General features: G+C 69.9%; 25 protein-coding genes. 17 read left to right on the top strand and 8 right to left on the bottom strand.

Features of this window, described 5'->3' with window-relative positions; genetic code table 11:
* Nucleotides 1-33: 33 nt before the first annotated feature.
* From cpaB to ACQUQD_RS15185, 12 genes are all read left to right on the top strand, one after another.
* Entirely contained in the window at nucleotides 34-753 is a 720-nt protein-coding gene (gene cpaB / locus ACQUQD_RS15240; RefSeq protein WP_428952615.1) for a Flp pilus assembly protein CpaB, read from the top strand.
* A 100-nt stretch (nucleotides 754-853) separates the two neighbouring features.
* Nucleotides 854-2,443 (top strand): AAA family ATPase, encoded by a 1,590-nt coding sequence (locus ACQUQD_RS15235; protein WP_428952614.1) that lies wholly within the window; start codon nucleotides 854-856, stop codon nucleotides 2,441-2,443.
* A gap of 146 nt (nucleotides 2,444-2,589) precedes the next feature.
* On the top strand, nucleotides 2,590-2,916 hold the full coding sequence (locus ACQUQD_RS15230; RefSeq protein ID WP_428952613.1) for a TadE/TadG family type IV pilus assembly protein: 327 nt from the start codon (nucleotides 2,590-2,592) through the stop codon (nucleotides 2,914-2,916).
* Between the two features lie 7 nt (nucleotides 2,917-2,923).
* Complete coding sequence (locus tag ACQUQD_RS15225) at nucleotides 2,924-4,297, top strand: CpaF family protein (RefSeq protein ID WP_428952612.1); 1,374 nt, start codon at nucleotides 2,924-2,926, stop codon at nucleotides 4,295-4,297.
* A 34-nt stretch (nucleotides 4,298-4,331) separates the two neighbouring features.
* Nucleotides 4,332-5,282: a type II secretion system F family protein gene (locus ACQUQD_RS15220; RefSeq protein WP_428952611.1), complete on the top strand. Its 951-nt coding sequence runs from the start codon at nucleotides 4,332-4,334 to the stop codon at nucleotides 5,280-5,282.
* A 3-nt stretch (nucleotides 5,283-5,285) separates the two neighbouring features.
* Complete coding sequence (locus ACQUQD_RS15215) at nucleotides 5,286-6,188, top strand: DUF5936 domain-containing protein (protein WP_428952610.1); 903 nt, start codon at nucleotides 5,286-5,288, stop codon at nucleotides 6,186-6,188.
* A 246-nt stretch (nucleotides 6,189-6,434) separates the two neighbouring features.
* The gene (locus tag ACQUQD_RS15210) at nucleotides 6,435-6,653 is read left to right on the top strand and encodes a hypothetical protein (RefSeq protein WP_428952609.1); all 219 of its coding nucleotides are present in this window, start codon (nucleotides 6,435-6,437) and stop codon (nucleotides 6,651-6,653) included.
* Nucleotides 6,602-7,264 carry a pilus assembly protein TadG-related protein gene (locus tag ACQUQD_RS15205; RefSeq protein ID WP_428957562.1) on the top strand — a complete coding sequence of 221 codons (663 nt, stop codon included), beginning with the start codon at nucleotides 6,602-6,604 and terminating at the stop codon, nucleotides 7,262-7,264. The genes ACQUQD_RS15210 and ACQUQD_RS15205 overlap by 52 nt, the downstream gene beginning before the upstream one ends.
* 35 nt (nucleotides 7,265-7,299) lie before the next feature.
* Complete coding sequence (locus ACQUQD_RS15200; protein WP_428952608.1) at nucleotides 7,300-7,902, top strand: hypothetical protein; 603 nt, start codon at nucleotides 7,300-7,302, stop codon at nucleotides 7,900-7,902.
* Nucleotides 7,899-8,528, top strand: a complete 630-nt coding sequence (locus ACQUQD_RS15195) for an OmpA family protein (protein WP_428952607.1) — start codon at nucleotides 7,899-7,901, stop codon at nucleotides 8,526-8,528. The genes ACQUQD_RS15200 and ACQUQD_RS15195 overlap by 4 nt, the downstream gene beginning before the upstream one ends.
* Nucleotides 8,529-8,878: 350 nt before the next feature.
* Nucleotides 8,879-9,067 (top strand): DUF397 domain-containing protein, encoded by a 189-nt coding sequence (locus tag ACQUQD_RS15190; protein WP_428952606.1) that lies wholly within the window; start codon nucleotides 8,879-8,881, stop codon nucleotides 9,065-9,067.
* Entirely contained in the window at nucleotides 9,064-9,288 is a 225-nt protein-coding gene (locus tag ACQUQD_RS15185; protein ID WP_428952605.1) for a DUF397 domain-containing protein, read from the top strand. The genes ACQUQD_RS15190 and ACQUQD_RS15185 overlap by 4 nt, the downstream gene beginning before the upstream one ends.
* Nucleotides 9,289-9,561: 273 nt before the next feature.
* On the opposite strand, the gene ACQUQD_RS15180 is transcribed toward ACQUQD_RS15185, so the two are convergent.
* The 4 genes from ACQUQD_RS15180 to ACQUQD_RS15165 all read right to left on the bottom strand — a co-directional run bounded on the left by ACQUQD_RS15180 (nucleotide 9,562) and on the right by ACQUQD_RS15165 (nucleotide 13,612).
* Nucleotides 9,562-10,095: a hypothetical protein gene (locus tag ACQUQD_RS15180; protein WP_428952604.1), complete on the bottom strand. Its 534-nt coding sequence runs from the start codon at nucleotides 10,093-10,095 to the stop codon at nucleotides 9,562-9,564.
* Complete coding sequence (locus ACQUQD_RS15175) at nucleotides 10,092-10,472, bottom strand: hypothetical protein (protein WP_428952603.1); 381 nt, start codon at nucleotides 10,470-10,472, stop codon at nucleotides 10,092-10,094. Before ACQUQD_RS15175 ends, ACQUQD_RS15180 begins: the two co-directional genes overlap by 4 nt.
* A 35-nt stretch (nucleotides 10,473-10,507) precedes the next feature.
* Complete coding sequence (locus ACQUQD_RS15170) at nucleotides 10,508-12,205, bottom strand: serine/threonine-protein kinase (protein ID WP_428952602.1); 1,698 nt, start codon at nucleotides 12,203-12,205, stop codon at nucleotides 10,508-10,510.
* A 102-nt stretch (nucleotides 12,206-12,307) separates the two neighbouring features.
* Nucleotides 12,308-13,612, bottom strand: coding sequence for a cytochrome P450 (locus ACQUQD_RS15165; RefSeq protein ID WP_428952601.1), 1,305 nt, complete (start codon nucleotides 13,610-13,612; stop codon nucleotides 12,308-12,310).
* A 219-nt stretch (nucleotides 13,613-13,831) separates the two neighbouring features.
* On the opposite strand from ACQUQD_RS15165, the gene ACQUQD_RS15160 reads away from it, so the two are divergent.
* Nucleotides 13,832-14,680 (top strand): class I SAM-dependent methyltransferase, encoded by an 849-nt coding sequence (locus tag ACQUQD_RS15160; protein WP_428952600.1) that lies wholly within the window; start codon nucleotides 13,832-13,834, stop codon nucleotides 14,678-14,680.
* Nucleotides 14,681-15,288: 608 nt separating this feature from the next.
* Here ACQUQD_RS15160 and mgrA read toward each other — a convergent pair.
* A complete protein-coding gene (gene mgrA, locus ACQUQD_RS15155; protein ID WP_428952599.1) occupies nucleotides 15,289-16,326 on the bottom strand; it encodes an L-glyceraldehyde 3-phosphate reductase in 1,038 nt (345 codons plus the stop codon).
* A 109-nt stretch (nucleotides 16,327-16,435) separates the two neighbouring features.
* On the opposite strand from mgrA, the gene ACQUQD_RS15150 reads away from it, so the two are divergent.
* The 4 genes from ACQUQD_RS15150 to ACQUQD_RS15135 all read left to right on the top strand — a co-directional run bounded on the left by ACQUQD_RS15150 (nucleotide 16,436) and on the right by ACQUQD_RS15135 (nucleotide 21,554).
* Nucleotides 16,436-17,209, top strand: a complete 774-nt coding sequence (locus tag ACQUQD_RS15150; RefSeq protein WP_428952598.1) for an isoprenyl transferase — start codon at nucleotides 16,436-16,438, stop codon at nucleotides 17,207-17,209.
* A gap of 325 nt (nucleotides 17,210-17,534) precedes the next feature.
* Nucleotides 17,535-18,857: a PhoH family protein gene (locus tag ACQUQD_RS15145; protein WP_428952597.1), complete on the top strand. Its 1,323-nt coding sequence runs from the start codon at nucleotides 17,535-17,537 to the stop codon at nucleotides 18,855-18,857.
* 398 nt (nucleotides 18,858-19,255) lie between these two features.
* Entirely contained in the window at nucleotides 19,256-19,984 is a 729-nt protein-coding gene (locus tag ACQUQD_RS15140; protein WP_428952596.1) for a lytic transglycosylase domain-containing protein, read from the top strand.
* A gap of 124 nt (nucleotides 19,985-20,108) precedes the next feature.
* On the top strand, nucleotides 20,109-21,554 hold the full coding sequence (locus ACQUQD_RS15135) for an AI-2E family transporter (RefSeq protein ID WP_428952595.1): 1,446 nt from the start codon (nucleotides 20,109-20,111) through the stop codon (nucleotides 21,552-21,554).
* Nucleotides 21,555-21,633: 79 nt separating this feature from the next.
* Here ACQUQD_RS15135 and ACQUQD_RS15130 read toward each other — a convergent pair whose 3' ends face one another.
* The 3 genes from ACQUQD_RS15130 to ACQUQD_RS15120 all read right to left on the bottom strand — a co-directional run bounded on the left by ACQUQD_RS15130 (nucleotide 21,634) and on the right by ACQUQD_RS15120 (nucleotide 23,891).
* On the bottom strand, nucleotides 21,634-22,164 hold the full coding sequence (locus tag ACQUQD_RS15130) for an alkyl hydroperoxide reductase (RefSeq protein ID WP_428952594.1): 531 nt from the start codon (nucleotides 22,162-22,164) through the stop codon (nucleotides 21,634-21,636).
* Nucleotides 22,165-22,179: 15 nt separating this feature from the next.
* Complete coding sequence (locus tag ACQUQD_RS15125; protein WP_428952593.1) at nucleotides 22,180-22,749, bottom strand: peroxiredoxin; 570 nt, start codon at nucleotides 22,747-22,749, stop codon at nucleotides 22,180-22,182.
* A 101-nt stretch (nucleotides 22,750-22,850) separates the two neighbouring features.
* The gene (locus ACQUQD_RS15120) at nucleotides 22,851-23,891 is read right to left on the bottom strand and encodes a glycosyltransferase family 2 protein (RefSeq protein ID WP_428952592.1); all 1,041 of its coding nucleotides are present in this window, start codon (nucleotides 23,889-23,891) and stop codon (nucleotides 22,851-22,853) included.
* Between the last annotated feature and the right edge of the window lie 52 nt (nucleotides 23,892-23,943).

Genomic DNA, 23,943 nt, shown 5'->3' with positions numbered 1-23,943 from the left:
ACCCGCCCGTCTATCCACGAGGTTGTCCGGTCCATGAACTCACGTCAGCGCCGCGGCGTCATCCTGCTGGTCGTCTCGGCCCTGTGCGCCGTCGGCGCGTTCGCCGGAGTGCTGTCCGTGATCCACGACGTGGACTCCAAGGTGGGGCCGGAAGTCACCGCGTACCGGCTGAAGTCGGACGTCGCGCCCTACAAGGAGCTGACGGACGACCAGTTCGAGAAGGTGCGGATGCCCGAGCGGTGGCTGTCGGACACCGCCGTCACCAGACTCGCCCAGGTCCGCGGCAAGATCGCCGTCACCCAGCTCAAGAAGGGCTCCCTGCTGCAGACCGACATGATCGTCGATCGGCCCGAACTCCGGGCGGGGCAGCAGGAGATCGCCATCATGATCGACGCCGAGACGGGCGTCGCCGGAAAGATCGACCCCGGCTCGAAGGTGAACATCTACGCCACCTTCAAGGCCGAGAACGACAAGCAGCGCGACCAGTCCAAGGTCATCGTGGAGAACGCCGAGGTCATCGACGTCGGCAAGCTCACCCCGATCGACCAGCAAGGCGCGAACTCCTCCGGGAACAGCACCCGGCGCCAGGGCGAGGCCGTGCCGATCACGTTCGCGCTCTCCGCGGCGGACGCGCAACGGGTCGCCTACGCCGAGTCGTTCGCGACGCACGTACGCCTCGCGCTCGTCGCGCCGGGGGACGACGCGGCGATCGCGCCCGGCGACCGCTCGTACACGCTGGACGAGGACAAGTGATGGGGACCCGGACCCAGGCAGCCCCGCCGGCGACCGCGGAGCGGCGTCCGGGGCGGACCGACGCGACCTGTGCGTCCGCGCCCCTGAAGGGACACCGCCGATGACCACGAGGATCCTCCCCGCAGCGGGCGACCCGGAGGCGGCCCGCGCCCTGGTCACCCTCCTCTCCCAGCTCCCCGACACCGAACCGGCCCCGCCCGTCGCGGACTCCACCGCCCTGCTCGACACCCTCGCGCGGCTCGCCGCCGAGTCCCTCGACGAACTGCCCGAGGTCGTCCTCGTCCACGAGCGGATCGGGCCCGTGCCCGCGCTGGACCTCATCCGCGACCTCGTCCTGCGCTTCCCGGCCGTCGGCGTCGTCCTCGCCACCGCCGACACCAGCCCCGCCCTGCTCACCGCCGCGATGGACAGCGGAGCGCGCGGCATCGTCGCGTTCCCGCTCGGCTACGACGCCCTCGCCGAACGCGTCCAGGCCGCCGCCTCCTGGTCCGCCGGCATGCGCCGCCACCTCGCGGGCAGTACGGGCGCGGAGCTGATGCCGGCGGGCGGCGGCGGCCGCGTCGTGGCCGTCACCGGCGCCAAGGGCGGCGTCGGCACCACCCTCGCCGCCGTCCAGCTGGCCCTGGCCGCCCGCGCCTCGGGCCGCTCGGTCGCCCTCCTCGACCTCGACCTCCAGTCCGGCGACGTGGCGTCCTACCTCGACGTCCAGTTCCGCCGCTCCGTCGCCGACCTCGCCGCGATCCGCGACATCACCCCGCGCGTCCTCCAGGACGCCGTCTTCACCCACGAGACCGGCCTCGACCTGCTCCTCGCCCCCGCCGACGGCGAGCGCGGCGAGGAGGTCACCGACCGCGTGGCCCGCCAGGTCGTGCACGCCCTGCGCGCCCGCTACGAGGTCGTGGTCGTCGACTGCGGTACGCAGATGGGCGCGGCCAACGCGGCGGCGGTCGAACTCGCCGACCAGGCCGTCCTGCTGGTCACCCCGGACGTCGTGGCCGTCCGCGCCGCCAAACGCATGGTCCGCCTCTGGGACCGGCTCCAGATCCGCAAGGCCGAGGAGACCCGCACCGTCGTCAACCGGCAGGCGCGCACCGCCGAGATCCAGCCAACTCTGGTGGAGCGCGTCACCGGCACGAAAACGCTCCGCACCACCGTCCCGGCCGCGTACAAGGAGCTGCAGGCGGCCGTCGACGCGGGCCGCATGCAGGACCTCGACAACCGCTCGACCGTCAAGCAGGCCCTGTGGGCCCTGGCCGGCGAACTCGGCCTGGTCGCCGCCCCCGCCCCCGACACCACCGGCCGCCGCTCCCGCCGCCGCGGCGACAAGGGCGCGGTCACGCTGGAGTTCGCGGCGATGTTCCCGCTCGTGCTGCTCGTGATGGCGCTGATGTGGCAGTGCGTGCTGTACGGGTACACGTACTCCCTGGCCGGGAACGCGGCGGACGAGGCGGCGCGGGCGGCGACCTCGGCTGCCGCCGGGAACGGGGACGCCGCCGGGGCCTGCAAGGCGGCCGGCACGTCGCATCTGCCGTCCGCGTGGCAGGCGGCGCAGATCGGGTGTGCGGACGACGGCGTGGTCATGAAAGCCACGGTCAAGGTGAAGGTGCCGCTCTTCTTCCCCGGGGTGAACCCGGGCTGGTCGGTCACGGGCGAGGCGGGCGCGGCCTCCGAGCAGGACACGTCCCAGTGACGGGCAAGCGTTGCGCGGGGCCGCGGAGAACAGCACCCGCAGGGGTGCGGGGAACCGCGCGACCAGCCACGACGAAACGGCAACCGCCCAAGGGAGATCGACCCGCGACGACGAGAGGGCGTCTGCGGGGAGACGACGGAGTCTCCATGCTGGAGTTCGCCGGCTTCCTCCCGTTCCTCCTGATCATCGGCATGGCCGCGATCCAGCTCGGCCTCGTCGGATACGGGGCGAACCAGGCGGGGAGCGCGGCGCGCGCGGCGGCGCGGGCGGAGTCGCTGAACCAGGGCACGGGTCAGACGGCGGCCGCCGCGTCGGCGAGCGGATGGCTGCACCCCTCGGCCGAGATCGGCGCGGGCGACACCGTCACCGCCACCGTCACGGTCCGCGTCCCGGCGATCATCCCGCTCTTCGACGGCTGGGACCTGACGCGTCACGCCACCATGCCCAACGACCGCACGAACGACGGGAGTTGAGCAGAGGATGAGCCTACGATCCCGAGTCGTCGCCACCCGCGGCACCCCGGAAGGCCCCGGCACGCCCCCGGACCGCGACGAGGGCCTGATCGCCGTCTACCGCGCCAAGCTCCTGGAGGAGATCGACCTCGCGGAGATGTCCTCGCTCCAGGCCGCGGACCGCCGCGTCCGCCTGGAGCGCGTCCTCGGCCACATCATCAGCCGCGAGGGCCCGGTCCTCTCCTCCGCCGAGCGCACCCAGCTGATCCGCCGCGTCGTCGACGAGGCCCTCGGCCTCGGCATCCTCGAACCGCTCCTCGCCGACGCCTCCATCACCGAGATCATGGTGAACGGCCCCGACGCCATCTTCGTGGAGCGCGCGGGACGGGTGGAGCAGCTCCCCATGCGCTTCGCCTCGCCCGAGCAGCTCATGCAGACCATCGAGCGCATCGTCTCCACGGTGAACCGGCGCGTCGACGAGTCCAACCCCATGGTCGACGCCCGCCTGCCCACCGGCGAACGCGTCAACGTGATCATCCCGCCCCTCGCGCTCACCGGCGCCACCCTCACCATCCGCCGCTTCCCGCGCGCGTACAGCCTCACCGAACTCCTCGAACTCGGTTCGCTCGACGAGCACATGCTGATGCTGCTCGCGGCCTGCGTACGGGCCCGCTTCAACATCATCGTCAGCGGCGGCACGGGCTCCGGGAAGACCACGCTCCTCAACGCCCTCTCGGCGCTCATCCCGCCCCACGAGCGCATCATCACGATCGAGGACTCGGCGGAACTCCAGCTCCAGCAGGACCACGTCATCCGCCTGGAGTCGAGGCCTCCCAACGTCGAGGGCAAGGGCCAGGTCACCATCCGCGACCTCGTCCGCAACAGCCTGCGCATGCGCCCCGACCGCATCATCGTCGGCGAGGTCCGCGGCGGCGAGACGCTCGACATGCTCCAGGCCATGTCCACGGGCCACGACGGCTCCCTCGCGACCGTCCACGCGAACACCGCCGAGGACGCCCTCACCCGCCTCCAGACCCTCGGCTCCATGTCCGAGGTCGACGTTCCCTTCGAGGCCCTGCGCGACCAGATCAACTCGGCCGTCGACGTCCTCGTCCAGCTCACCCGGCACGCCGACGGCTCCCGCCGGATCAGCGAGATCGCGCTGCTCGTCTCGCACGGCCGCGAACAGTTCACCATCGCCACGGTGACCCGTTTCGTCGCCCAGCCGTACGTGTCGGGCGCCGCGGAGCCGGAGCAGCGCCGCGTCCACGGCTACTACGAACACCTGCCGTTGCCGCGGCGTCTCGCGGACCGGCTGTATGTGGCGGGGGAGGCGGTCCCGCCGGCGTTCGGGGTCGTCGAGGCCGTCGACATACGGAACACGAGAGAGGCCACGGGATGACCAGGACAGACGCACGCGGGGCGGGCGGCGCAGCATGACGACCCCCGCGCTCATCGCCCTCGGCGCCACCGCCCTCACCTGCGTCCTCGCCATCGCGGGCCTGCACATCCACGCCTCCGGGCGCGCCCAGCGCCAGGCCCTCGTCGACCGCCTGGACGACTACCCGGGCGGCGGCTCCGGCGGCCCGGCGGGCGGCCGGGCACGCCGCTTCACCACGGTCGACCGGCGCCTGCGCCGCACCCGCCTCGGCCGCGCCGTCCACCTGCGGCTCTCCGCGACGGGCCTCGACCTGACGGCGGGCGAGTTCACGGTCTACGTGGCCGTGGTCGTCGTCGCGCTGTGGCTGCTGGCGGCGACGACGCTGGCCCCGTTCTTCGGCCCGATCGCGGGCGCCGTGGCGGTCTGGGCTGCGGTCATCTTCCTCAACTGGCAGCGCCAGAAGCGCATCGAGGCCTTCATCAACCAACTCCCGGACGTGGCACGCCTCCTGGCCAACGCGACGGCTGCGGGCCTGGCCCTGCGCACGTCCCTGGCGATGGCCGCGGAGGAGCTGGAGGCTCCGGCGGGCGAGGAACTCAGCCGGGTCGCCGACCAGCTGGCACTCGGCCGCTCGGTCGACGACGCCCTGGACGAACTGGCGGCCCGCCTCCCCTCCCGCGAACTGATCGTCCTCGTCACCACCCTGGTCCTGGCCAACAAGGCGGGCGGCACCGTCGTCTCCTCGCTCCGGAACCTGACCCAGACCCTGGAGGACCGCAAGGAGACCCGGCGCGAGATCCGCACGATGCTCTCCGAGGTGAACGCGACGGCGTTCACCGTCCCGCTCCTCGGCCTGGGATCCCTGCTCCTGATCAACTCCTCGAACGACGGCGCACTGGCCCGCGTCACCGGCTCCCCCCTCGGCCAGACCCTGATCCTGATCGCCCTCGGCCTGTACGCCATCGGGTTCTTCGTGATCCGCCGCCTGGGAAAGATCGAGGTCTGACCCATGCCGACACCTCTTCTGGGCCTGCTCCTCGCCCTCCTCGCCGGCGCGGCGGTCTTCGGTCTCTTCGCGGGCATCCGCATGTACCGCGCCGAGGCCAAGGTCCCCAGCGACCTGGCCCTCGCCCTCGAAGTGGGCGCCACCCGCGTCTCCACGGCGGGCTCGGCGGTGGACCGGCTCGGCATGCGGTTCGCGCCGCTGGTCCTGCGCCTGATGGGCCCGCGCCGCGTGGACGCCAAGCGCCGGAAGATCGACATGGCGGGGAACCCCGGCGGCCTCACGATCGACCGCTACGCGGCACGCCGCGCCGTCTACGGCCTCTTCGGCGTCGTCATGGGCCTGGTCTTCCTCACCAACGGCCAGCCGCTGCTCGGACTGCTGACCCTGGCCTTCGGCGCGCTCGCCGCCGACGCCCTGATCTGGCAGGCGACACGCGAACGCAAAGAGGTCATCGACCGCACCCTCCCCGACTTCCTCGACGTGCTCGCGGTCGTCGTCTCGGCGGGCCTCGGTTTCCGTCAGGCGCTGGACCGGGTCGCGGAGAAGTACGAGGGCCCCTGGGCCGACGAACTGCGCATCACGCTCCGCCAGATGGACATGGGCGTCCCGCGCCGCCAGGCCTTCGACGAACTCCGCCGCCGCAACGCGTCCGAGCAGGTCGCCCAGTTCGTCTCCGCACTCCAGCAGGGCGAGGAGCTGGGCTCACCCATCGCGGACACCCTGATCCAACTGGCCACGGACATGCGCCGCACGGACGCCCAGAACTCCCGCCGCCGCGCCGCGAAAACCATCCCGAAGGCAACGGTGGTGACGCTGGTCTTCATGCTTCCGGCGACCATGATCCTGATCGCTACGGGCATGTTCCTCGGCTCCGGAACCAACTTCGGCTCAATATTGGGTCGTTGAGGCACTCCTATGTTGACACCGGACTGGCTACAGTGACTTCGAGCAAAGGTTGGCGAATGCGAATTCCTGGCCCTGGCGGGCCGCCGATCCCGTACGAGGGGAGCTGACATCCGATGACGACCCGGGCAACCCCCAGACAACTTACGGTCAAGCCCGGCCCCCAAATTGGCGAAACCAAGTGCACACGGTCGCAGTTCGCGTACGTTGCGTGTGTTGTTTTGGTTGTCGTGGAGGAAGGGGGATCCCGTGATCAAGGACCGAGTGCTCGGGGCGTGGACGACGTGGACGAGTTCGTTGGGGGAGCGTCTTCGGGGGGCCCGGCGGGATTCTGGGGCCGGGTTCGTGGAGTATGCGGGGTTGATGATTCTGATCGCGGGGATCTTCGTGGCCATCGACAGTCTGGGCCTGGACGGATTGATCTCCGGCGCGGTGCTGGACGCCATCAGCAACGTCATCGGCGGCTGACGGACCTCCGCCTTCGGGACGACCGGGGGTCGACGCTCCCGATCTACATCTGGATGACGGCGATCCTGCTGTTCGCCGCGTTCGCGTTCTTCGCGTTCGCCCAGGCGGCCTCGGCCCGTAACGGAGCCCAGTCGGCCGCTGACGCAGCGGCGTTGGCAGCTGTGCAGTCCGTCCGCGACGACGTGATGGACCGCCTCGGCGAGGCAGTGGGGAACGAAGACGACTGGCTCGACTGGCTCACCGGGGACGACCTCGACGGGCTCGGAGGCGGGGCTGCTGCCGCTGCGGGTGATCTGGCGGCGCAGAACGATGCCACGGTCGTCCGCGGTCCGGACGACGCGGAGGTCAACGGACACCCCGGCTACTCGGTGGAGATCCGGACCGATTACGCGGTGGGCGACACCGTCATCCCCGGAACCGAGTCCATGCATGCGACGGCACATGCCACGGCCGTGCTCGAACCCCGCTGCGACTTCTCGTTGGACGCCGATCCTGAGAAGCCCCTCGAACTCGACTGCGAGGGCGGGGATTTCACCATCGACCCCGAGGACTTCGACCCCTTGGACCTGCCCGACGCATCCGACCTGTTCTCCGTGCACCTGGCCGACTGACGATGCGAACGACGAGAAAGAGGGAAGCCCCAGCCATGAAACTTCGGCGTACGACGACGACCCGTCGGCCACTGACCGTGGCGGCGATCACGGCGGGGCTGGTTCTCACGATCGCCGGTTGCGGAGGCGACGGAGGAGGCGACGGCGACAAGGCGAAGGACTCCTCCGCGCCGCCCACGGCCTCGGCCGGCAAGGGCGGGGGCAAGGAGTCCTCGGCGGCCCCGAGCGCGCCCGACAAGGTGCTGGCCGAGGTGAAGGGCGAAGGCGGCATCACGCTGACGATCACATCGGCAGCCCGGGACGCCGGTGGCTTCGTCACCCTGCAGGGCACTGTGGTGAACGGCACCGGGAAGGCCTGGGTGCCGGTCAACTGGCGTGGTGACGAACGGGAGCTGATGGCCAACGGCGGTTCGATCGCCGGTGCCGCGCTCCTGGACGAGGCGGGCAAGAAGAAGTACCTCATCCTGCGCGACACTGAGGGGCGCTGCCTGTGCACGCGCTTCACCGGCGGCGTGCGCAACGGCCAGACCGCTGACTGGTACGCCCAGTTCCCCGCCCCGCCCGAGGGCACCGACAAGCTCACCTTCCAGGTCGGCGCCATGCCCCCCGCGTCGATCGAGATCACAGAGGGCGAATGACGATGCCCCGACGACATCTGACCGCCACCGCGGCGCTCACCACGGTCGCCGCCATCGTTCTGGTCGCCGGCCCGGCGCACGCCGACGACGACCCCACCGGCGCCCCACCCGGCAGCACGACGACGTCTCCGCCGCCAGAGGTGGACGCCAACAGCCCGGGCCTCAAGCTCGCCGACGGCGCGACCCTCGCCCCCGCCAAGGTCCTGGACATCAAGTCCGTCGTCGAGGACATGTCCGGCGACGAGCGCCGCACGGACACCAGTGAGGACATCACCTTCGCCCTCCAGGCCGAGGTCCTGTTCCCCAAGGACAGCGCGAAACTGAACCCCGACGCGAAGGTCCGCATCCAGGCGATCGCGGTCGAGATCACCAGCCAAAAGGCGGCGACGGTCAGGGTGTTCGGCTTCACGGACAACCTGGGCTCGTACGCGCACGGCCTGACGCTCTCGAAGAAGCGCGCGGAAGCGGTCCACGACGCGCTCCAGTCGGCACTGGGCGGGAACGGCGGCAACCTCACGTTCCAGGTCCGCGGCTACAGCGAGGACTATCCGATCGCGGACAACGGCACGGAAGAGGGCCGCAAGAAGAACCGCCGAGTAGAGGTGTCGTTCCCGAAGAGCGACTGACCGGCTAACTCACCAGTCTCACCAGCACCGAGGCGAGATCGGCGAGGAACTGAAGCCAGGGCCGGACCCGCTCGGCCCGCCGTTCCAACCGCTTGCGCCGCCCACCGGCCCGCACGTCCCGCCGCCGCTGTACCGCCCTGTCCCGGGCATGCCGTAAGGCCGTGATGCGCCTCGCCCCGATGCGTTTACGTCGCCTCATGCCGCGACGTTAGCGACGCCGGGGTCCGGGACGCAGGGCGGCGGACCACCAAAGCGGTCGGGGAGTTATTGGCGGTAACCGTAGAACGGGGAGCCCGTACCGTCCCGGGACTTCATTCACCGCTTGGCGAAGGAACTGTGAGGCGCTCGGCATGACAGAGCCCATCCGCTGGCAGAGGTCGACGTTCTCCGGGGGCGGAGACGGCAACACGTGCGTCGAGGTCGCCACGATCGACGGATCGATCCACCTCCGCGAAAGCGACGACCCGGGCACCGAGATGGCCACCACCCCCACGGCCCTCTTCCATCTCCTCAGCGCGCTCAAGACCAACCGCCGATGAGCAGCGCCACTCCCACGAACCTCACCTGGACCCGAGCCGCCCCCGACGGCGCCGAAGGGCCTGGCCCGTGGATCGAAATCGCTTACGGAGAAGATGACTTGGTGCATGTCCGAGACACCTCGGCTCCGGCAATGATCGTCACCACCACTCGCAGGAAGTGGGACGCCTTCGTGCTCGGAGTGCAGGCAGGCGAGTTCGACCATTTCGTGGTGGACCTCTGACGGCGGCCGTCGATGTGCCGGGCTTACCGGAATGTGTGGGCGACGATCCAGTACTCGTCCTCTTCGGCGGTGACAGCGTGCAGAACCCTGTTGCCCATTGAGAACAGCAGAATTCGGGTCTTCCGAGCACGGCAGCGACGCGGTGGCGGCGGGGCTGACGTTCCCTCCGGTGGCCGCGAGAATCGCAGTGGAGGGGGCTGTCGCGCCGTGAAGGGATGGCGTCCCCGTTACTTGTCGGCACCTCTGGAGGAGTGACTCCCAGTCCTCCAGCGTTCACGGCAGGCGTGGAACGAGGGAGAGCCACAGTTCTGCCTCCCTTCTCGTAGGCGTGCCGGCCGGGATCGAGTCCTCCAGCCCTATGAGCGGGGTCAGGGTGTTCTTGATTCTTCTCAGGTGCAGGATCTCTGGCCGAGACAGCGTTTTCCAGTCGGTGGTCATCCTTGATACGTCGGCATAGGGCGCACGCGCGCTTTCGATGACGTCCCGGAACAGTCCTTCGGGGTCGCGGTGCGGATCACGGGCAGCGGGGCCGAAGACTCTGATCATCGTTGCTCTGATCCAAGCGGCGTCAGCGGCTCGCTTGTGGGCCTCGTCCGGCGAGGGAGCGGACTTGTTGGAAATCGCGGCAAGAGCCAGTACGGCCCAGCGCATCCGAAGCGACTCGCCCGACCCGGGGAGCCTCATCCGGGTGGCGGCCAACTCCCTTACGGCTTCCCATGTCTGGTCGTCCCGGCGCGGTTCGTCAGGGCGCTGTGCGTATGCCTCCAACTGCTCCAAGGGGAGTGCGGAGATGTCCTCCCCCTTCAAGAAGCTTGTCCGAGTGCGTCGATGATTCGGATCATGTCGTTCTGGGCGGCAGCGCAAAAGCCTTGGTCGTCTCGCGCGATGGCAACTGCCGCTTCGTTGAGGAGCTCTCCGGCAGGACCCGAATCCTCGACGAGACGAGTCGGCGCGATCATCCAGTTCCGGGCGACCCTGAAGGTCCATGCGGTGCGGGTCGGCGCATCGCGGACAGCCGAAGTAAAGCTGTCCGTCCACGCCTGCCGCGGATTTCTGAAGCGCCATTTGGCGAACGGGACTTGATGATGCCCCAGCAAAGGGTGCCGCGGTACGGCCGCGCCGAACCAGGCCAGATCGTCGAACCCCGTCAATGCCTGCTGGACGCGTGCGTGAGCGTGGGGCATGAAGGCCCTCCTCGTCATGTCACCGACGGCCGGCCCTACGTCGCCCGCCACACCGTCAACGCCCCCGACAGGAAACTGGCCCCGCTCTTGGGGAGCGCCGTCGACTTCGTCGCGACCACGAAAAGGCCGATGTAGCCGTCGGGATGCTTGAAGCAGATCTCGCTGCCGGTCGTGATGATGGCGAGCGGCAGGCGCGTGTCGGCGCCCTTGCCGACGAGCCAGGCGCGGCAGTCGTCGAGGGTGGCGCCCGGTTTGCCGTACACCGGGGCGATCACCGTCCCCCGGGTGGTGGTCTCCAGCGCGCAGCTGAACTCCTTGGCGCAGGTGAAGCGGATGTCTCCCTTGCGGTCCTTGCGCTCGACGCCGTCCGTGATGCTCAGGGAGTTCTTCTCGTTCAGCAGCTTCATGGGGTACGGGGTGGCCTGCGGCGACGACGACGCGTTGGCGGCGGGGCCGGAGTCTTTGGATGTGCCGGACCCGCTGGATGTCCCGGATGCCGTACCCGCTGTATCCGAGGTGTCCGCCGTGCTCGACGTGCCCGACTTGTCCATCGAGCCGGTCCCGCCGCCTCCCGACGACTGCGACGCCCCGGCCGCACCGCGCCCCCCGATCTCGCCCCGCGCGTCCCAGACCTTCCACCCGAGCCCGCCCAGCACCAGGACCGCCGCCATGGCGCCCGCGACCCCGATGAGCGTGTTGCGGCGTCTTCGTGTCCGCACCTGCGCGGGGGTGGGCCACGGCGTCCGGATGTCCGGTGCGCGCCACGGCGACAGCGGCTGGGTGCCGTACGCCTGTGTGGACGCCGGAGCGCTGGGCGCGGCGACCGGCGGCGGGACGGGCACCGCCGGGCCCATGACCTCCTGCCAGACCGCGGGGCCGGCGCCCGCGTCCGCGTCCGGGCCGAGTTCCCGGCGGCACCACTGCACGATCTCCGACAGGGAGGCCCGGTCCGCGGGATCGGCGGCGAGGCAGCGGGCGATCAGCGGGCGGAGCTGTTCGGGCAGGAGCGACAGGTCGGGTCTGTCGTGCACGATCCGGTAGAGGACGCCGACCGCGGGGCCGTCCCCGTACAGCGGTTCGCCGAGCGCGGCGAACGCCGCCGTCTGGCCGAGCGAGAAGACATCGGTCGCCGCCGTGATCTCCCCCGCGCTGCCCGCGGCCGCCTGTTCCGGAGCCATGAACTGCGGGGTGCCGATGGACGTGCCCGTCACGGTGTGCGAACTGATGCCGGAGGCGAGGGAGATGCCGAAGTCGATCACGCGCGGCCCGTCGCACGCCAGCAGCACGTTCGACGGCTTCAGGTCACGATGCACGATCCCGGCGTCGTGGATGGCCCCCAGCGCCTCGGCGATCCCCGCCATCAGCCACAGCACCGCGGGCACCGGCAGCGGCCCGCGCCGGGCCACCGCCTCCGCGAGCGAGGGGCCCGGCACGTACAGCGTCGCGAGCCAGGGCGGCACGCCGTCCGCGTCGCCGTCGATCAACTCGGCGGTGTACGCGCCCCGCACCCGTCGCGCCGCCTCCATCTCCCGCCGGAAGCGGCGCCGGAAGTCCGGGCTGTCCGCCAGCTCCGGCCGTACGACCTTGATCGCCACCGGCCGGCCGCCCTGCGTGTGCGACAGATAGACCCGGCCCATGCCGCCCGCGCCGAGCCGCGCGGCGAGCCGGTACCCGGCCACCGTCCGCGGATCGTCCGCCGCCAGCGGCTCGAAGACCTCTCTCGCCTCGTGCATCCCCTATGCCCCCTGATCCCCTTGCTCCCCTGAGTGCAGAAGCCTAAGGCGCGGTGCGGCCGGGGCCAACGGAGAGGCGGGCCGTGGTGGGGGTGGGGGCCTTCAGTCCTTCAGCCGGACCGGCAGCGAGTCCACCCCGTACACGATCGACAGCTTCCGGAACTCCAGCTCGGCCGGCGTCACCCCGAGCCTCAACTCCGGGAAGCGGCGCACCAGTTGAGGGAACGCCGCACGCAGCTCCATCTTGCCGAGCTCCGCCCCGATGCAGCGGTGGATCCCGTACCCGAAAGCCAGGTGGGACGAGGCCGGCGGACGGGCGGGCAGGAACGCGTCCATGTCGTCGCCGAGGCGCGGATCCCGGTCCGCCGCGCTCAGCGAGACGATCACGATGTCGCCGCCGGATATCCGGACACCGCCGATCTCGGTGTCCTCGCGCGCGAACCGCGGGAACGCCGTCTGCACGACCGTGAGATGACGCAGCAGCTCGTCGACGAAGGGGGCCGCGACCGTCGCCGGGTCCTCCGCGTCGCGCAGCGCCTCGAAGTGCTCCCGGTCCTGGAGCATGATCATGGTGCCGAGCGCGAGCATGCTCGCGGTGGTCTCCAGCCCGCCGGTGAGCACACCGTCGGCGAGGCCGGTCAGTTCCTCGTCCGTGATGGTGTCGCCGTGCTCGCGCACCAGCATGCCGAGCAGGCCCTCGCCGGGGTTGCGCCGCTGCTCGGCGACGACGCCGCGCAGGTAGTCGAGCGACTGCGAGACCGCGCCGAAGGACGCGCCCGCGCCGCCCAGCACGTCGAAGCGGGCGACGGAGAACTGCTGGAAGGCGTCGCGTTCCTCGTACGGGACACCGAGCAACTCGCAGATGACCAGCGCCGGCACCGGCATCGCGAAGTGCTCGACGAGGTCGGCTGTGCCGTCGGCCGACTCCTGCGCCGCCTTCTCCAGGTGAGCGAGCTGCTCCTCGACGATCGCGTGGATGCGGGGCGTGAGGCGCGACAGGCGGCGCATCGTGAACTCGGGAGTGAGGAGCCGGCGCAGCCGCGTGTGGTCCGGCGGGTCGCAGAAGCCGAGGCCGCCCGGATTCTGGTCGGCCCCGGCGCCGCCCACGCCGACCAGATGGCGGAAGTCGTTGCTGAAGGCCTTGGCGTCGCCGAGGACTTCCTTCGCCTCGTCGTAGCCGGACACCAGCCACACCGTCATGCCGGGGATCGGCAGTCTGCTGACGGGCTCACGCTCGCGCAGCTCGCCGATCTCGGGAACCGGGTCGACGCCCTCGCGGCGCAGCGGCAGCAGCGCGGCGTCGGGCAGCTTCGCCAGCACGGACAGATCGAGGCTTCCCCCCTTCTTCCGCAGCCGGGAGAAGTAGAGGCGGGTCAGCCAGGTCGCTATCGCGGAACGTACGGACATGTGCTCGCATCTCGGCGGTGGGACGGACGGGCCTGCGTAGGAAACGCGGTACGTGTGGGGCCGTGGTTCTGACGGTGGCGGGGGTCCGCCAAGGGTACGTGCGTTCACCGGGTCCCGCGGAAGAGGGGCCGACCCCCTGATCCGCCCTGGGGACACCCCCACCGCCGCCCCCGGCAAATACAGATGAACCGGAACCCGGTCCTTGCGACCATGAGGTCCATGAGTTCGGACGAGCACCCCCACGCACACCCCCAGACACACCCCCACCCCCAGTCTCAGACCCACCCCCACGCATCCGCATCACCCGGCCGCTCCTTCGACGAGCTCGTCGCGGAGGCCGTCGCCGCGCCCACCGAGGGCTGGGACTTCTCCTGGTTCGAGGGGCGGGCCACCGAGCAGCGCCCGTCCTGGGGGTACGCCCGCGCCATGGGGGAGCGCCTCGCCCGCGCCGAGGCCGCCCTCGATCTGCAGACCGGCGGCGGCGAAGTGCTGAACCAGGCGCCGGAGCTGCCGCCGCTGATCGCCGCGACCGAGGGCTGGCCGCCGAACGTCGCGAAGGCCACCCGGCTCCTCGCCCCGCGCGGGGTGGTCGTCGTCGCGTCGCCCGAGGACGCCCCGCTGCCCTTCGCCGACGCCGCCTTCGACCTGGTCACCAGCCGCCACCCGGTCAAGGCCCACTTCGCCGAGATCGCCCGCGTACTGCGCCCCGGCGGCACGTACTTCGCCCAACACGTCGGCCCCAGCAGCGTGTTCGAGGTCGTCGAGTACTTCCTGGGCCCGCAGCCGGAGCAGGTCCGCCGGGCCCGCGACCCGTACACGGAGCAGGCGGAGGCCGAGGCCGTCGGCCTGGAGATTGTCGACCTGCGCGCGGAGCGGCTGCGGATCGAGTTCCACGACATCGGCGCCGTCGTCCACTTCCTGCGCAAGGTCGTCTGGATGGTCCCCGGCTTCACGGTCGAGGCGTACCGCCCCCGACTCCTCGCCCTGCACGAGCGGATCGAGCGGGACGGCCCGTTCGTGGCGCACAGCACCCGGCATCTGATCGAGGCCCGCAAGCCCGCCGCGTAGTGCGCTACGGCGAATCACGGCGTCCGCGGCCCGGCAGCGGGCAGGACGCCGCGATCCCGCGAGGTGAGGGCCCTCCCGCCGGTCACCTGAGGCAACCGATTCCGCATCGTTATCGGGACCCACTCGATCCTCACGTAAACCTCACGTAAGTTCAGACCAACGGCAATTCGCGTGAGCAAAGCTGCGCGGCGGTACCGCGCGGCGGAGGGGGCTGCGCGGTGCCGCTTGCCCTCGCGGGAGTCCCGGCCGGCCGGCACGGGACCCGAATGCGCCATATCCGTGACGGTGCCCCGCCCGGCCGAACGCGCGTCAACCGCGTGCATGACACGGGAGGGGGACGCCGAACCCCCGGCGGCGCACCAGTGAATACGGTGTCAAAGACGCCTGTGAGCCCTCTGTGAAGCGGCCTGAAAGCTACCTCCACGCGTCGCCGGACGACTGCGGAAAGTAGTTGTGGCACGCCGATGCACGCAGCATCACTTACGAAGGGTTATGGTGGAAACCCCCCCTCGGGCCGGTCCGTCTCCCCCCCACGGACCGGCCCGTTTTTTTGTCCGTACAAAGGACGCCACAAGCCCCGCTCAGGGGCCCGTGGCGTCCGCGCCGGGTCAGCTCCGGCCGGCCCAGATGTTGGTGCCGGGCGTCGAGACGGCGAACGAATCGATTTCGGTCAGCTCCTCGTCCGTCAGCTTCGCCGCGGCGAGCGCCGCCACGTTCTCCTCCAGCTGCTTCACGCTGGAGGCGCCGATCAGTGCCGACGTCATCCGCTCGTCGCGCAGCACCCAGCTCAGCGCGAGCTGCGCCAGGGACTGGCCGCGGCGCTGCGCGATGTCGTTCAGCCCGTTCAGCCGGCGCACGACCTCCTCGCTCAGCAGATCCGGGTCGAGCGACTTGCCCTGCGTGGCCCGCGAGCCCTCCGGGATGCCCTTCAGGTACTTGCCCGTCAGCAGGCCCTGCGCGAGCGGCACGAAGGAGATGCAGCCCATGCCGGCCGCCTCCAGGGTGTCGAGCAGCCCGTCGTCCTCGGTCCAGCGGTTGATCATCGAGTAGGACGGCTGGTGGATGAGGGCCGGAACGCCCATCTCCTTGAGGATCCGCGCCGCCTCGGCCGTCTGCTCGCTGGTGTACGAGGAGACGCCGACGTACAGCGCCTTGCCCTGCTGCACCGCCGACGCGAGCGCGCCCATCGTCTCCTCGAGCGGGGTCTCCGGGTCGAAGCGGTGCGAGTAGAAGATGTCGACGTAGTCGAGACCCATCCGGTTCAGGGACGCGTCGAGCGACGACAGCAGGTACTTGCGGCTGCCCCACTCGCCGTACGGGCCGGGGTGCATGAGGTAGCCCGCCTTGGTCGAGATGACCAGCTCGTCCCGGTACGGAGCGAAGTCCTGCGCGAACATCTTCCCGAAGTTCAGCTCGGCGGAGCCGGCCGGCGGCCCGTAGTTGTTCGCCAGGTCGAAGTGCGTGACGCCCAGGTCGAAGGCGCGGCGCAGGATCGCGCGCTGGGAGTCGAGGGTGCGGTCGTCACCGAAGTTGTGCCACAGGCCCAGCGAGATCGCGGGCAGCTTCAGGCCGCTGCGGCCGGTGCGGCGGTACTCCATGGAGTCGTACCGGTCCGCGGAGGCGACGTAAGGAGAGGTGTCGTTCATGGGTACGAAGCTACGTCAGTCCACTGACACCCCCTACCTGGCACCTGGTTTCACGGGGGTAGGCTTTCGCCCTCGGGGACTGCCGTCTGCACGGAGGGGCAAAAAGACCGTGAACCTGCGGGAGAGGCTGCGCGGCCTGCTGGTCAGGCTGTACGCGCGCCGGGTGGAAGGCCACCTGGACCACGACCGGGCGCCCAAGCACATCGGGGTCATCATGGATGGCAACCGACGCTGGGCCAAGGCCGCCGGATCCACCACCGCCCAGGGCCATCAGGCGGGCGCCGACAAGATCGAGGAGTTCCTCGGCTGGTGCAGCGAGACGGACGTCGAGGTGGTCACGCTGTGGCTGCTGTCGACGGACAACTTCGACCGGCCCCAGGAGGAACTGGTCCCGCTGCTCGGCATCATCGAGGACACCGTCCGCTCGCTCGCCGCGGACGGCCGCTGGCGCGTCCACCACGTGGGCGCCACCGACATCCTGCCGTCGGGCCTGCAGACCGTCCTCAAGGAGGCCTCGGAGGCCACCGCGCACGTCGACGGAATAGTCGTCAACGTCGCGATCGGCTACGGCGGCCGCCAGGAGATCGCCGACGCCGTCCGCTCCATGCTGCTCGACGCCGCGGAGCAGGGGCAGTCGCTGGAGCAGGTCGCCGACACCGTCGACATCGACCTCATCGGCAAGCACCTCTACACCAGGGCGCAGCCCGACCCGGATCTCGTCATCCGCACCAGCGGCGAGCAGCGCCTGTCGGGCTTCATGCTCTGGCAGACGGCCCACGCCGAGTACTACTTCTGTGAAGTCTTCTGGCCCGCGTTCCGCAAGGTCGACTTCCTGCGCGCGATGCGCGACTACGCGGCCCGGCACCGGCGTTACGGGGGCTGACCCCACGTCACGGGGGACGCAGGTCATCAGGAGTTAACGTACGCGCCGTCCTATGCCGTGGCATGGCTGCGCGTGTTCGAGGGAATAACCCTCCCAGGTCGGTGTCCGAACCACGGACGCCGGTTCTCAGCGGACGGCACGGGGCCGTCCGCCCGGGAGGCCCCTTGCACCAGGACGACCGTACGCAGATGAGTACGGATGACGACTTGGAGGGCCGGCTCTCGGCCCGTGCAGCGCGGCCGGAGACCGGTGAGTCTCTCCCGCCCTCCCGGCCCAGCAAGCCCTCCGTCGCTCCCCGACCTCATCCGAGGGGGTACGTCCTTCCGTGGTGACCAGCAACAAGCGCCACAAGCCTGACCGGCGCACCTATGTTCTCGACACCAGCGTCCTGCTGGCCGATCCGAACGCCATGACCCGATTCGACGAGCACGAAGTGGTGCTTCCCGTCGTGGTGGTCACGGAGTTGGAGGCCAAACGGCAGCATCCGGAGCTGGGGTACTTCGCCCGGCAGGCCCTGCGCCTGCTGGACGACTACCGCATCCGCTTCGGGCGTCTGGACGCCCCGATCCCCACCGGGGAACTGGGCGGCACGCTGCGCGTCGAGCTCAACCACTCCGACCCCAGCGTCCTGCCCTCGGGCTACCGCCTCGGGGACAACGACTCCCGCATCCTCGCGGTCGCGCGCAATCTGCAGGCCGAGGGGTTCGACGTCACGGTCGTGTCGAAGGATCTGCCGCTCAGGATCAAGGCGTCCTCGGTCGGCCTCCTCGCCGAGGAGTACCGCGCCGAGCTCGCCATCACGGACTCCGGTTTCACCGGAATGTCCGAACTGACGCTGCCCGCCGAGCAGGTCGACCTGCTCTTCGAGGAGGACAGCCTCTACGTTCCCGAGGCCGCGGACCTTCCCGTGCACACGGGTCTGACGATCCACTCCGAGCGCGGCAAGGCGCTCGGCCGCGTCACACCCGAGGGCAACGTCCGGCTGGTGCGCGGCGACCGGGAGGCGTTCGGCCTCAAGGGGCGCAGCGCCGAGCAGCGGATCGCGCTCGATCTGCTCCTCGACCCGGACATCGGCATCGTCTCGATGGGCGGCCGGGCCGGCACCGGCAAGTCCGCGCTCGCCCTGTGCGCGGGCCTGGAGGCCGTGCTGGAGCGGCGCCAGCACAAGAAGGTGATGGTCTTCCGTCCGCTGTACGCGGTCGGCGGGCAGGAGCTCGGCTATCTGCCGGGCACCGAGGCCGAGAAGATGGGGCCGTGGGCGCAGGCCGTCTTCGACACTCTCTCGGCGGTCACCTCGCGCGAGGTCATCGAGGAGGTCACGGCCCGCGGGATGCTGGAGGTGCTGCCGCTCACGCACATCCGCGGCCGGTCGCTGCACGACGCGTTCGTGATCGTGGACGAGGCCCAATCCCTGGAACGGAACGTCCTGTTGACCGTTCTGTCCCGTATCGGGGCGAACTCGCGTGTGGTCCTCACTCACGACGTCGCCCAGCGCGACAACCTTCGGGTCGGGCGCTACGACGGTGTCGTCGCGGTCGTCGAGAAGCTGAAGGGGCATCCGCTGTTCGCGCACGTCACGCTCACCCGCTCGGAGCGGTCGCAGATCGCGGCCCTGGTGACCGAAATGCTGGAGGACGGTCAGATCTGAGGTAGACAGCACCAGTTGGTCCCATTTGGCGCCGTCCGGAGAAGCCAGAGAGCTTAGCCGGGCGGCGCCTCGCCGCGTGCGCGTTTCCGGAAAACCCCTGGGGCAAACGGGGTGTGACGTTTGCCACCCGGCACAGAATTGCCTTGCGGCGTCCCGATACGGCAGAGTCACGGTCCTGTCAGGCCCCGCATACGACACTTGTGTACCCCCAGCGGTACGGCATCACCGCAGCCTCGGCTGCAACTGAACTTCATAGAGACCGTCGTATGCCGCCCGAGCACCACGCGGCGCTCCCGAACGGGAGTTGCCCACCGGGCCCGTGCCTCCCGTGACCCGTCAGGTGGGAGGCCAGTGCTGGGGGCACGATTGCGTCCGCGAGGGTCACACTCCAGCGGGCGATGCTGGAAGGAAACCGTGTGAGCCGGATTTCGGTCCGGGGATTCGCAGTGGCCTCGGCCACCGCGGTCACCACTGTCGGCGCCGTCGTGGGTGTTGCCTCGGGCAGCACCGCTCAGCCCTCGAACGAGGCTGAGGCAACGGCCGGCGACGCGACCCTCCTCGCCGACATACCCGCCGGTCAGCAGGCGCAGGTTCAGACCGCGTCGCTGACTCAGCAGGCACAGACGCAGGCCATCGCGGCCGACAACGCGGCGCAGAAGAGTGCGGAGGAAGCGGCTCGCAAGCAGGCCGCCGAGGACGCCGTCGCCAAGCAGAAGGACGCGCAGGCCGCGAAGGAGAAGGCCGAGCAGGAGGCCAAGGAGCGCGAGGAGGCCAAGAAGGCCGCCAGCCGTTCCGCGACCCGCGACGCCTCCAGCTTCGCTACGCAGGCCTCGTACTCGGTCAGCCAGATCCAGGCGATGGCGCGTCAGATGGTGCCGTCCGGTCAGTTCCAGTGCTTCAGCAACATCGTGGACCACGAGTCCAGCTGGAACTACAAGGCCACCAACGCCTCCTCCGGCGCCTACGGTCTCTTCCAGGCACTGCCCGCCTCCAAGTACTCCTCGGCGGGCGCCGACTGGCAGACGAACCCGGCCACCCAGATCAAGTGGGGCCTCAACTACATGAACGGGCGCTACGGCAGCCCGTGCGAGGCCTGGTCGTTCTGGCAGGCCAACAGCTGGTACTGAGCAGGACACCGCTCAACCCTGCGGAGCCCCTCACCGTCCTACGGTGAGGGGCTCCGTCCATGTACGGTCGGAGCCACGGACTCCGGGGGGAGTGGTGAGAGCGCACGGGGGAAAAGGACGAATCATGTCGCGTGTTCCAGGCTGGCTCGGCAGAGTCGGCGCCGGTATCAGCAAGGTGGGCGAGCGTCTGGACGAGCGCCGCGCCGAGGCCGAGCGGTCGGACGGGGATCTGCCCGGCCCGCCCGCTCCAACTGCCGTGCGGCGCACGGAGACCGAGGCGGTGTCCGACAAACCGGCAGCCGACGATCCCTCGCAGGACCACGTGCCCGCGCCGCCGCGGTACGCGCCGGCCATAGCGGCCCGGCCCGAACCGGCCACGGCGGTGCCGTGGGGACTGCGGGTCGCCGCGGAGGCCGCCTGGCGCCTCCTCGTGCTCGCCGGCACGGTCTGGATCCTGATAAGGGTCATCAGCTCGGTGCAGCTGGTGGTGTTCGCGTTCGTCGCGGCGCTGCTCATCACCGCGCTGCTGCAGCCGACGGTGGCACGGCTGCGCCGCCGCGGCGTCCCGCGCGGACTCGCCACGGCCCTCACCGCCATCCTCGGCTTCGTCATCATGGGGCTGGTCGGCTGGTTCGTCGTCTGGCAGGTCCAGGAGAACATCGACAACCTCTCCAACCAGGTGCAGGACGGCATCGACGAGCTGCGCAAATGGCTCCTCAACAGCCCGTTCCACGTCACCGAGGACACGATCAACGACATCGCGAAGTCGCTGCGCGAGGCCATCGGCGCCAACACGGACGAGCTCACGACGGCGGGTCTGGAGGGCGTCACCGTCATCGTCGAGGCGCTGACCGGCATTCTGCTGGCGATGTTCTCGACGCTGTTCCTGCTCTACGACGGCCGGCGCATCTGGGAGTGGACGCTCAAGCTCGTCCCGGCGCAGGCCCGGCCGGGCATCGCGGGCGCGGGCCCGCGGGCGTGGCGGACGCTGACGGCGTACGTGCGCGGCACGGTGATAGTCGCCCTGATCGACGCCATCTTCATCGGCCTCGGCATCTTCTTCCTCGGGGTGCCGATGGCGGTGCCGCTGGCCGTCTTCATCTTCCTGTTCGCGTTCATCCCGCTGGTCGGCGCCGTCGTCTCGGGCGCGCTCGCCGTGGTCGTGGCGCTGGTGACGCAGGGCGTGTTCACCGCCGTGATGGTGCTGGTGGTCGTCCTCGCCGTGCAGCAGATCGAGGGCCACATCCTGCAGCCGTTCATCCTCGGACGTGCGGTGCGGGTGCATCCCCTGGCGGTCGTGCTGTCGGTCGCCGCCGGTGGGATGGTGTCGGGGATCGGGGGAGCGGTGGTGGCCGTGCCGCTCGTCGCCGTGACCAACACGGTGGTCGTCTATCTGCGGTCCTGGTCCCAGGAAGCCGCGATCAGGCAGGCGCCGGCGCCGCACGGCGCGACCGCGATGGACCTCGCGCCGGTGAGCGCACCGCCGGCTCACACCGACGGCGCGTCAGGCTCCACAAGCCCCTCCGGCCCGTCCGACCCCACCGGTTCCGCAAGCCCCTCCGGCGACTGAGGAGCGGGGCCCCGTGGCCCCACAGCACAAAAGTCTGGCCCCGCCGCGAAAGCGACGGGGCCAGACCTTTGTGTGCGGCTTACGCCAGGACATCCTCGGCGTCGACCGTGACGGCCACCGCCTGGATCACCGAAGCGATCTTGAACGCCTCCTGGACGACCTCGCGGTCGACCCCGGCCTTGCGGAGCACCTGCTCGTGCGAGTCGAGGCACATGCCGCAGCCGTTGATCGCGGAGACCGCGAACGACCACAGCTCGAAGTCGACCTTGTCGACCCCCGGGTTGCCGATGACGTTCATCCGCAGGCCCGCGCGCAGCGTCCCGTACTCGGAGTCCGAGAGCAGGTGGCGGGTGCGGTAGAAGACGTTGTTCATCGACATGATGGCGGCGGCCGACTTGGCGGCCTTGTACGCCTCGGGCGACAGGTTCGCCTCGGCCTCGGGCGCCAGCTCGCGCAGGACGCGCGGCGAGCGGGAGGCGATGGCGCACGCCAGGACCGTGCCCCACAGCTGCTGCGGCGGCAGGTCCGAGTTGCCGATGACCGAGCCCAGGTTGAGCTTCAGGTCCTTGGCGTAGTCCGGTATGGCGGACTTCAGTTCGTCAAGTGCCATGTCAGAAAGCTCCGTTCACTCGCCGGAGAGCAGCGCGACCGGGTCCAGGGTCTCGTCGCCCTTGCTCCAGTTGCACGGGCACAGCTCGTCCGTCTGCAGCGCGTCGAGGACCCGGAGGACCTCCTTGGGGTTACGGCCGACGCTGCCGGCGGTCACCATCGTGAACTGGATCTCGTTGTTCTGGTCGACGATGAAGACGGCGCGCTGCGCGAAGCCGTCCTCGCCCTCGATGCCGAGGTCACGCATGAGCTCGTGCTTCGAGTCGGCCAGCATCGGGAAGGGCAGGTCCGTCAGGTCCGGGTGGTCCTTGCGCCAGGCGTGGTGCACGAACTCGGAGTCACCGGAGAAGCCGAGGACCTGCGCGTCGCGGTCCGCGAACTCCTCGTTCAGCTTGCCGAAGGCGGCGATCTCGGTGGGGCACACGAAGGTGAAGTCCTTGGGCCACGCGAAGACGACAAGCCAACCCTTGTCTTCGCGGTTCTTCTTCAGCCATTCCGCATCGATCCGCTCGAACTCCTTGCCCTTCTCGAGCGAGACGCAAGCCTGAAGGTCGAACTCGGGGAACTGATCTCCGACAGAAAGCACAAAAGCCTCCGATGGTGCTGGGTTGGACGAAAAGAACCCTGCCACATCGTGGATCATGCAGGGAAATCGATCATTCCGGTGACTCTGATAGGTGATGGCGATCAGTCGAGGGCTGGGCCACCGGCACTTCTTCCCCATGCCGCCAGTAGCGCAAGCTGGTCCTGATACGTCTGCTGTATCAACTCGCCTATGCGGGCAGCGTGTTCTCGTGTGGCACACCACAGGCGCTGAGCGAGCGCGTAGCCGCTTTGGTGGGGCGCGACGACGAGGTCGGGCCAGAGCGGGTCGAGGCCGAGTACGGTGCGCCGAATCTCCGGCTCGAAGTCGCCATGCCAGCCGACGGGGCGTACGAACTCTGGGGTGGAGGAGGCGCGTCCAAACCATCGTTGCAGGTCGCGCGCACAAGCATCCCGAAGTGCCTCGTCCCTGGACGGTTCCCGGACCAAGTCCAGCAGACGACGCGCCGCGCGGGGGTCGTCGAGGACGACGAGTGGCAGGCGGTGCGGGCGGGACGTGCGGTGACGGCGCGTTCCCGTGTCGTCGAGGAGCGCGGCCGTACGGTCCGTGACCGTAGTGAAGCGGGTTCCGGCATCCGTCAGCCGGAGCCACAGATCCCAGTCCTCCAGCCCCACCCCGGGACGCCAGCCGCCCACCCGCTCGACGAGGCCGCGTCGGTGAGCCACCCGCGACGGCTCGAACAGTGGGGCGAAGAGCTGGAATTCAGGGTGCCAGCACATGTCCAGGGAGGTCGAGGCGGCTGTGCGTGCGCCGTCGCGATCGACAGTGACGTTTCCGGTGGCCACCGCCTCCGCACCCTTGTCGAAGGTGGTCAGCAGTACGGCCAGGTGTTCGGGAAACCACGTGTCGTCATGATCCACGTAGGCGACGATCTCTCCGCGGGCGTGCTCCAGGGCGAGGTTGCGTGGGCCGCTGGGGTGGCCATGGCGGTTCGCGCGCAGAAATCGGATGCGGGGATCGTGGCGGGCGGCCGTCCGCACCACGTCGTCGGTGTCGTCGTCGCTGCCGTCGGAGATCACGATCATCTCCCAGTCGTCGACCGACTGTGCCTGTACGGACTCCAGTGTGGGCACGATCGCCGGACCTCTGTTGTACGTGGGGCAGACGACCGAGACACGAGGCATGGGCGGACCTTTCCGCAGTGGGCCGGGAGACTTGAGAGATTTGGCGACCTGA

Source organism: Streptomyces sp. cg35, assembly GCF_050410835.1.
Taxonomy (GTDB): domain Bacteria; phylum Actinomycetota; class Actinomycetes; order Streptomycetales; family Streptomycetaceae; genus Streptomyces.
This window is presented reverse-complemented; position numbering and strand designations above follow the sequence as displayed.

Coding starts and splice junctions, on each gene's coding strand:
- ACQUQD_RS15235 (WP_428952614.1), top strand. CDS start 854: ATGACCACGAGGATCCTCCCCGCAGCGGGCGACCCGGAGGCGGCCCGC.
- ACQUQD_RS15190 (WP_428952606.1), top strand. CDS start 8,879: ATGACAGAGCCCATCCGCTGGCAGAGGTCGACGTTCTCCGGGGGCGGA.
- ACQUQD_RS15220 (WP_428952611.1), top strand. CDS start 4,332: ATGACGACCCCCGCGCTCATCGCCCTCGGCGCCACCGCCCTCACCTGC.
- ACQUQD_RS15230 (WP_428952613.1), top strand. CDS start 2,590: ATGCTGGAGTTCGCCGGCTTCCTCCCGTTCCTCCTGATCATCGGCATG.
- ACQUQD_RS15135 (WP_428952595.1), top strand. CDS start 20,109: ATGTCGCGTGTTCCAGGCTGGCTCGGCAGAGTCGGCGCCGGTATCAGC.
- ACQUQD_RS15120 (WP_428952592.1), bottom strand. CDS start 23,891: ATGCCTCGTGTCTCGGTCGTCTGCCCCACGTACAACAGAGGTCCGGCG.
- ACQUQD_RS15225 (WP_428952612.1), top strand. CDS start 2,924: ATGAGCCTACGATCCCGAGTCGTCGCCACCCGCGGCACCCCGGAAGGC.
- ACQUQD_RS15215 (WP_428952610.1), top strand. CDS start 5,286: ATGCCGACACCTCTTCTGGGCCTGCTCCTCGCCCTCCTCGCCGGCGCG.
- ACQUQD_RS15165 (WP_428952601.1), bottom strand. CDS start 13,612: ATGTCCGTACGTTCCGCGATAGCGACCTGGCTGACCCGCCTCTACTTC.
- ACQUQD_RS15170 (WP_428952602.1), bottom strand. CDS start 12,205: ATGCACGAGGCGAGAGAGGTCTTCGAGCCGCTGGCGGCGGACGATCCG.
- mgrA (WP_428952599.1), bottom strand. CDS start 16,326: ATGAACGACACCTCTCCTTACGTCGCCTCCGCGGACCGGTACGACTCC.
- ACQUQD_RS15130 (WP_428952594.1), bottom strand. CDS start 22,164: ATGGCACTTGACGAACTGAAGTCCGCCATACCGGACTACGCCAAGGAC.
- ACQUQD_RS15160 (WP_428952600.1), top strand. CDS start 13,832: ATGAGTTCGGACGAGCACCCCCACGCACACCCCCAGACACACCCCCAC.
- ACQUQD_RS15175 (WP_428952603.1), bottom strand. CDS start 10,472: ATGCCCCACGCTCACGCACGCGTCCAGCAGGCATTGACGGGGTTCGAC.
- cpaB (WP_428952615.1), top strand. CDS start 34: ATGAACTCACGTCAGCGCCGCGGCGTCATCCTGCTGGTCGTCTCGGCC.
- ACQUQD_RS15195 (WP_428952607.1), top strand. CDS start 7,899: ATGACGATGCCCCGACGACATCTGACCGCCACCGCGGCGCTCACCACG.
- ACQUQD_RS15140 (WP_428952596.1), top strand. CDS start 19,256: ATGCTGGAAGGAAACCGTGTGAGCCGGATTTCGGTCCGGGGATTCGCA.
- ACQUQD_RS15185 (WP_428952605.1), top strand. CDS start 9,064: ATGAGCAGCGCCACTCCCACGAACCTCACCTGGACCCGAGCCGCCCCC.
- ACQUQD_RS15200 (WP_428952608.1), top strand. CDS start 7,300: ATGAAACTTCGGCGTACGACGACGACCCGTCGGCCACTGACCGTGGCG.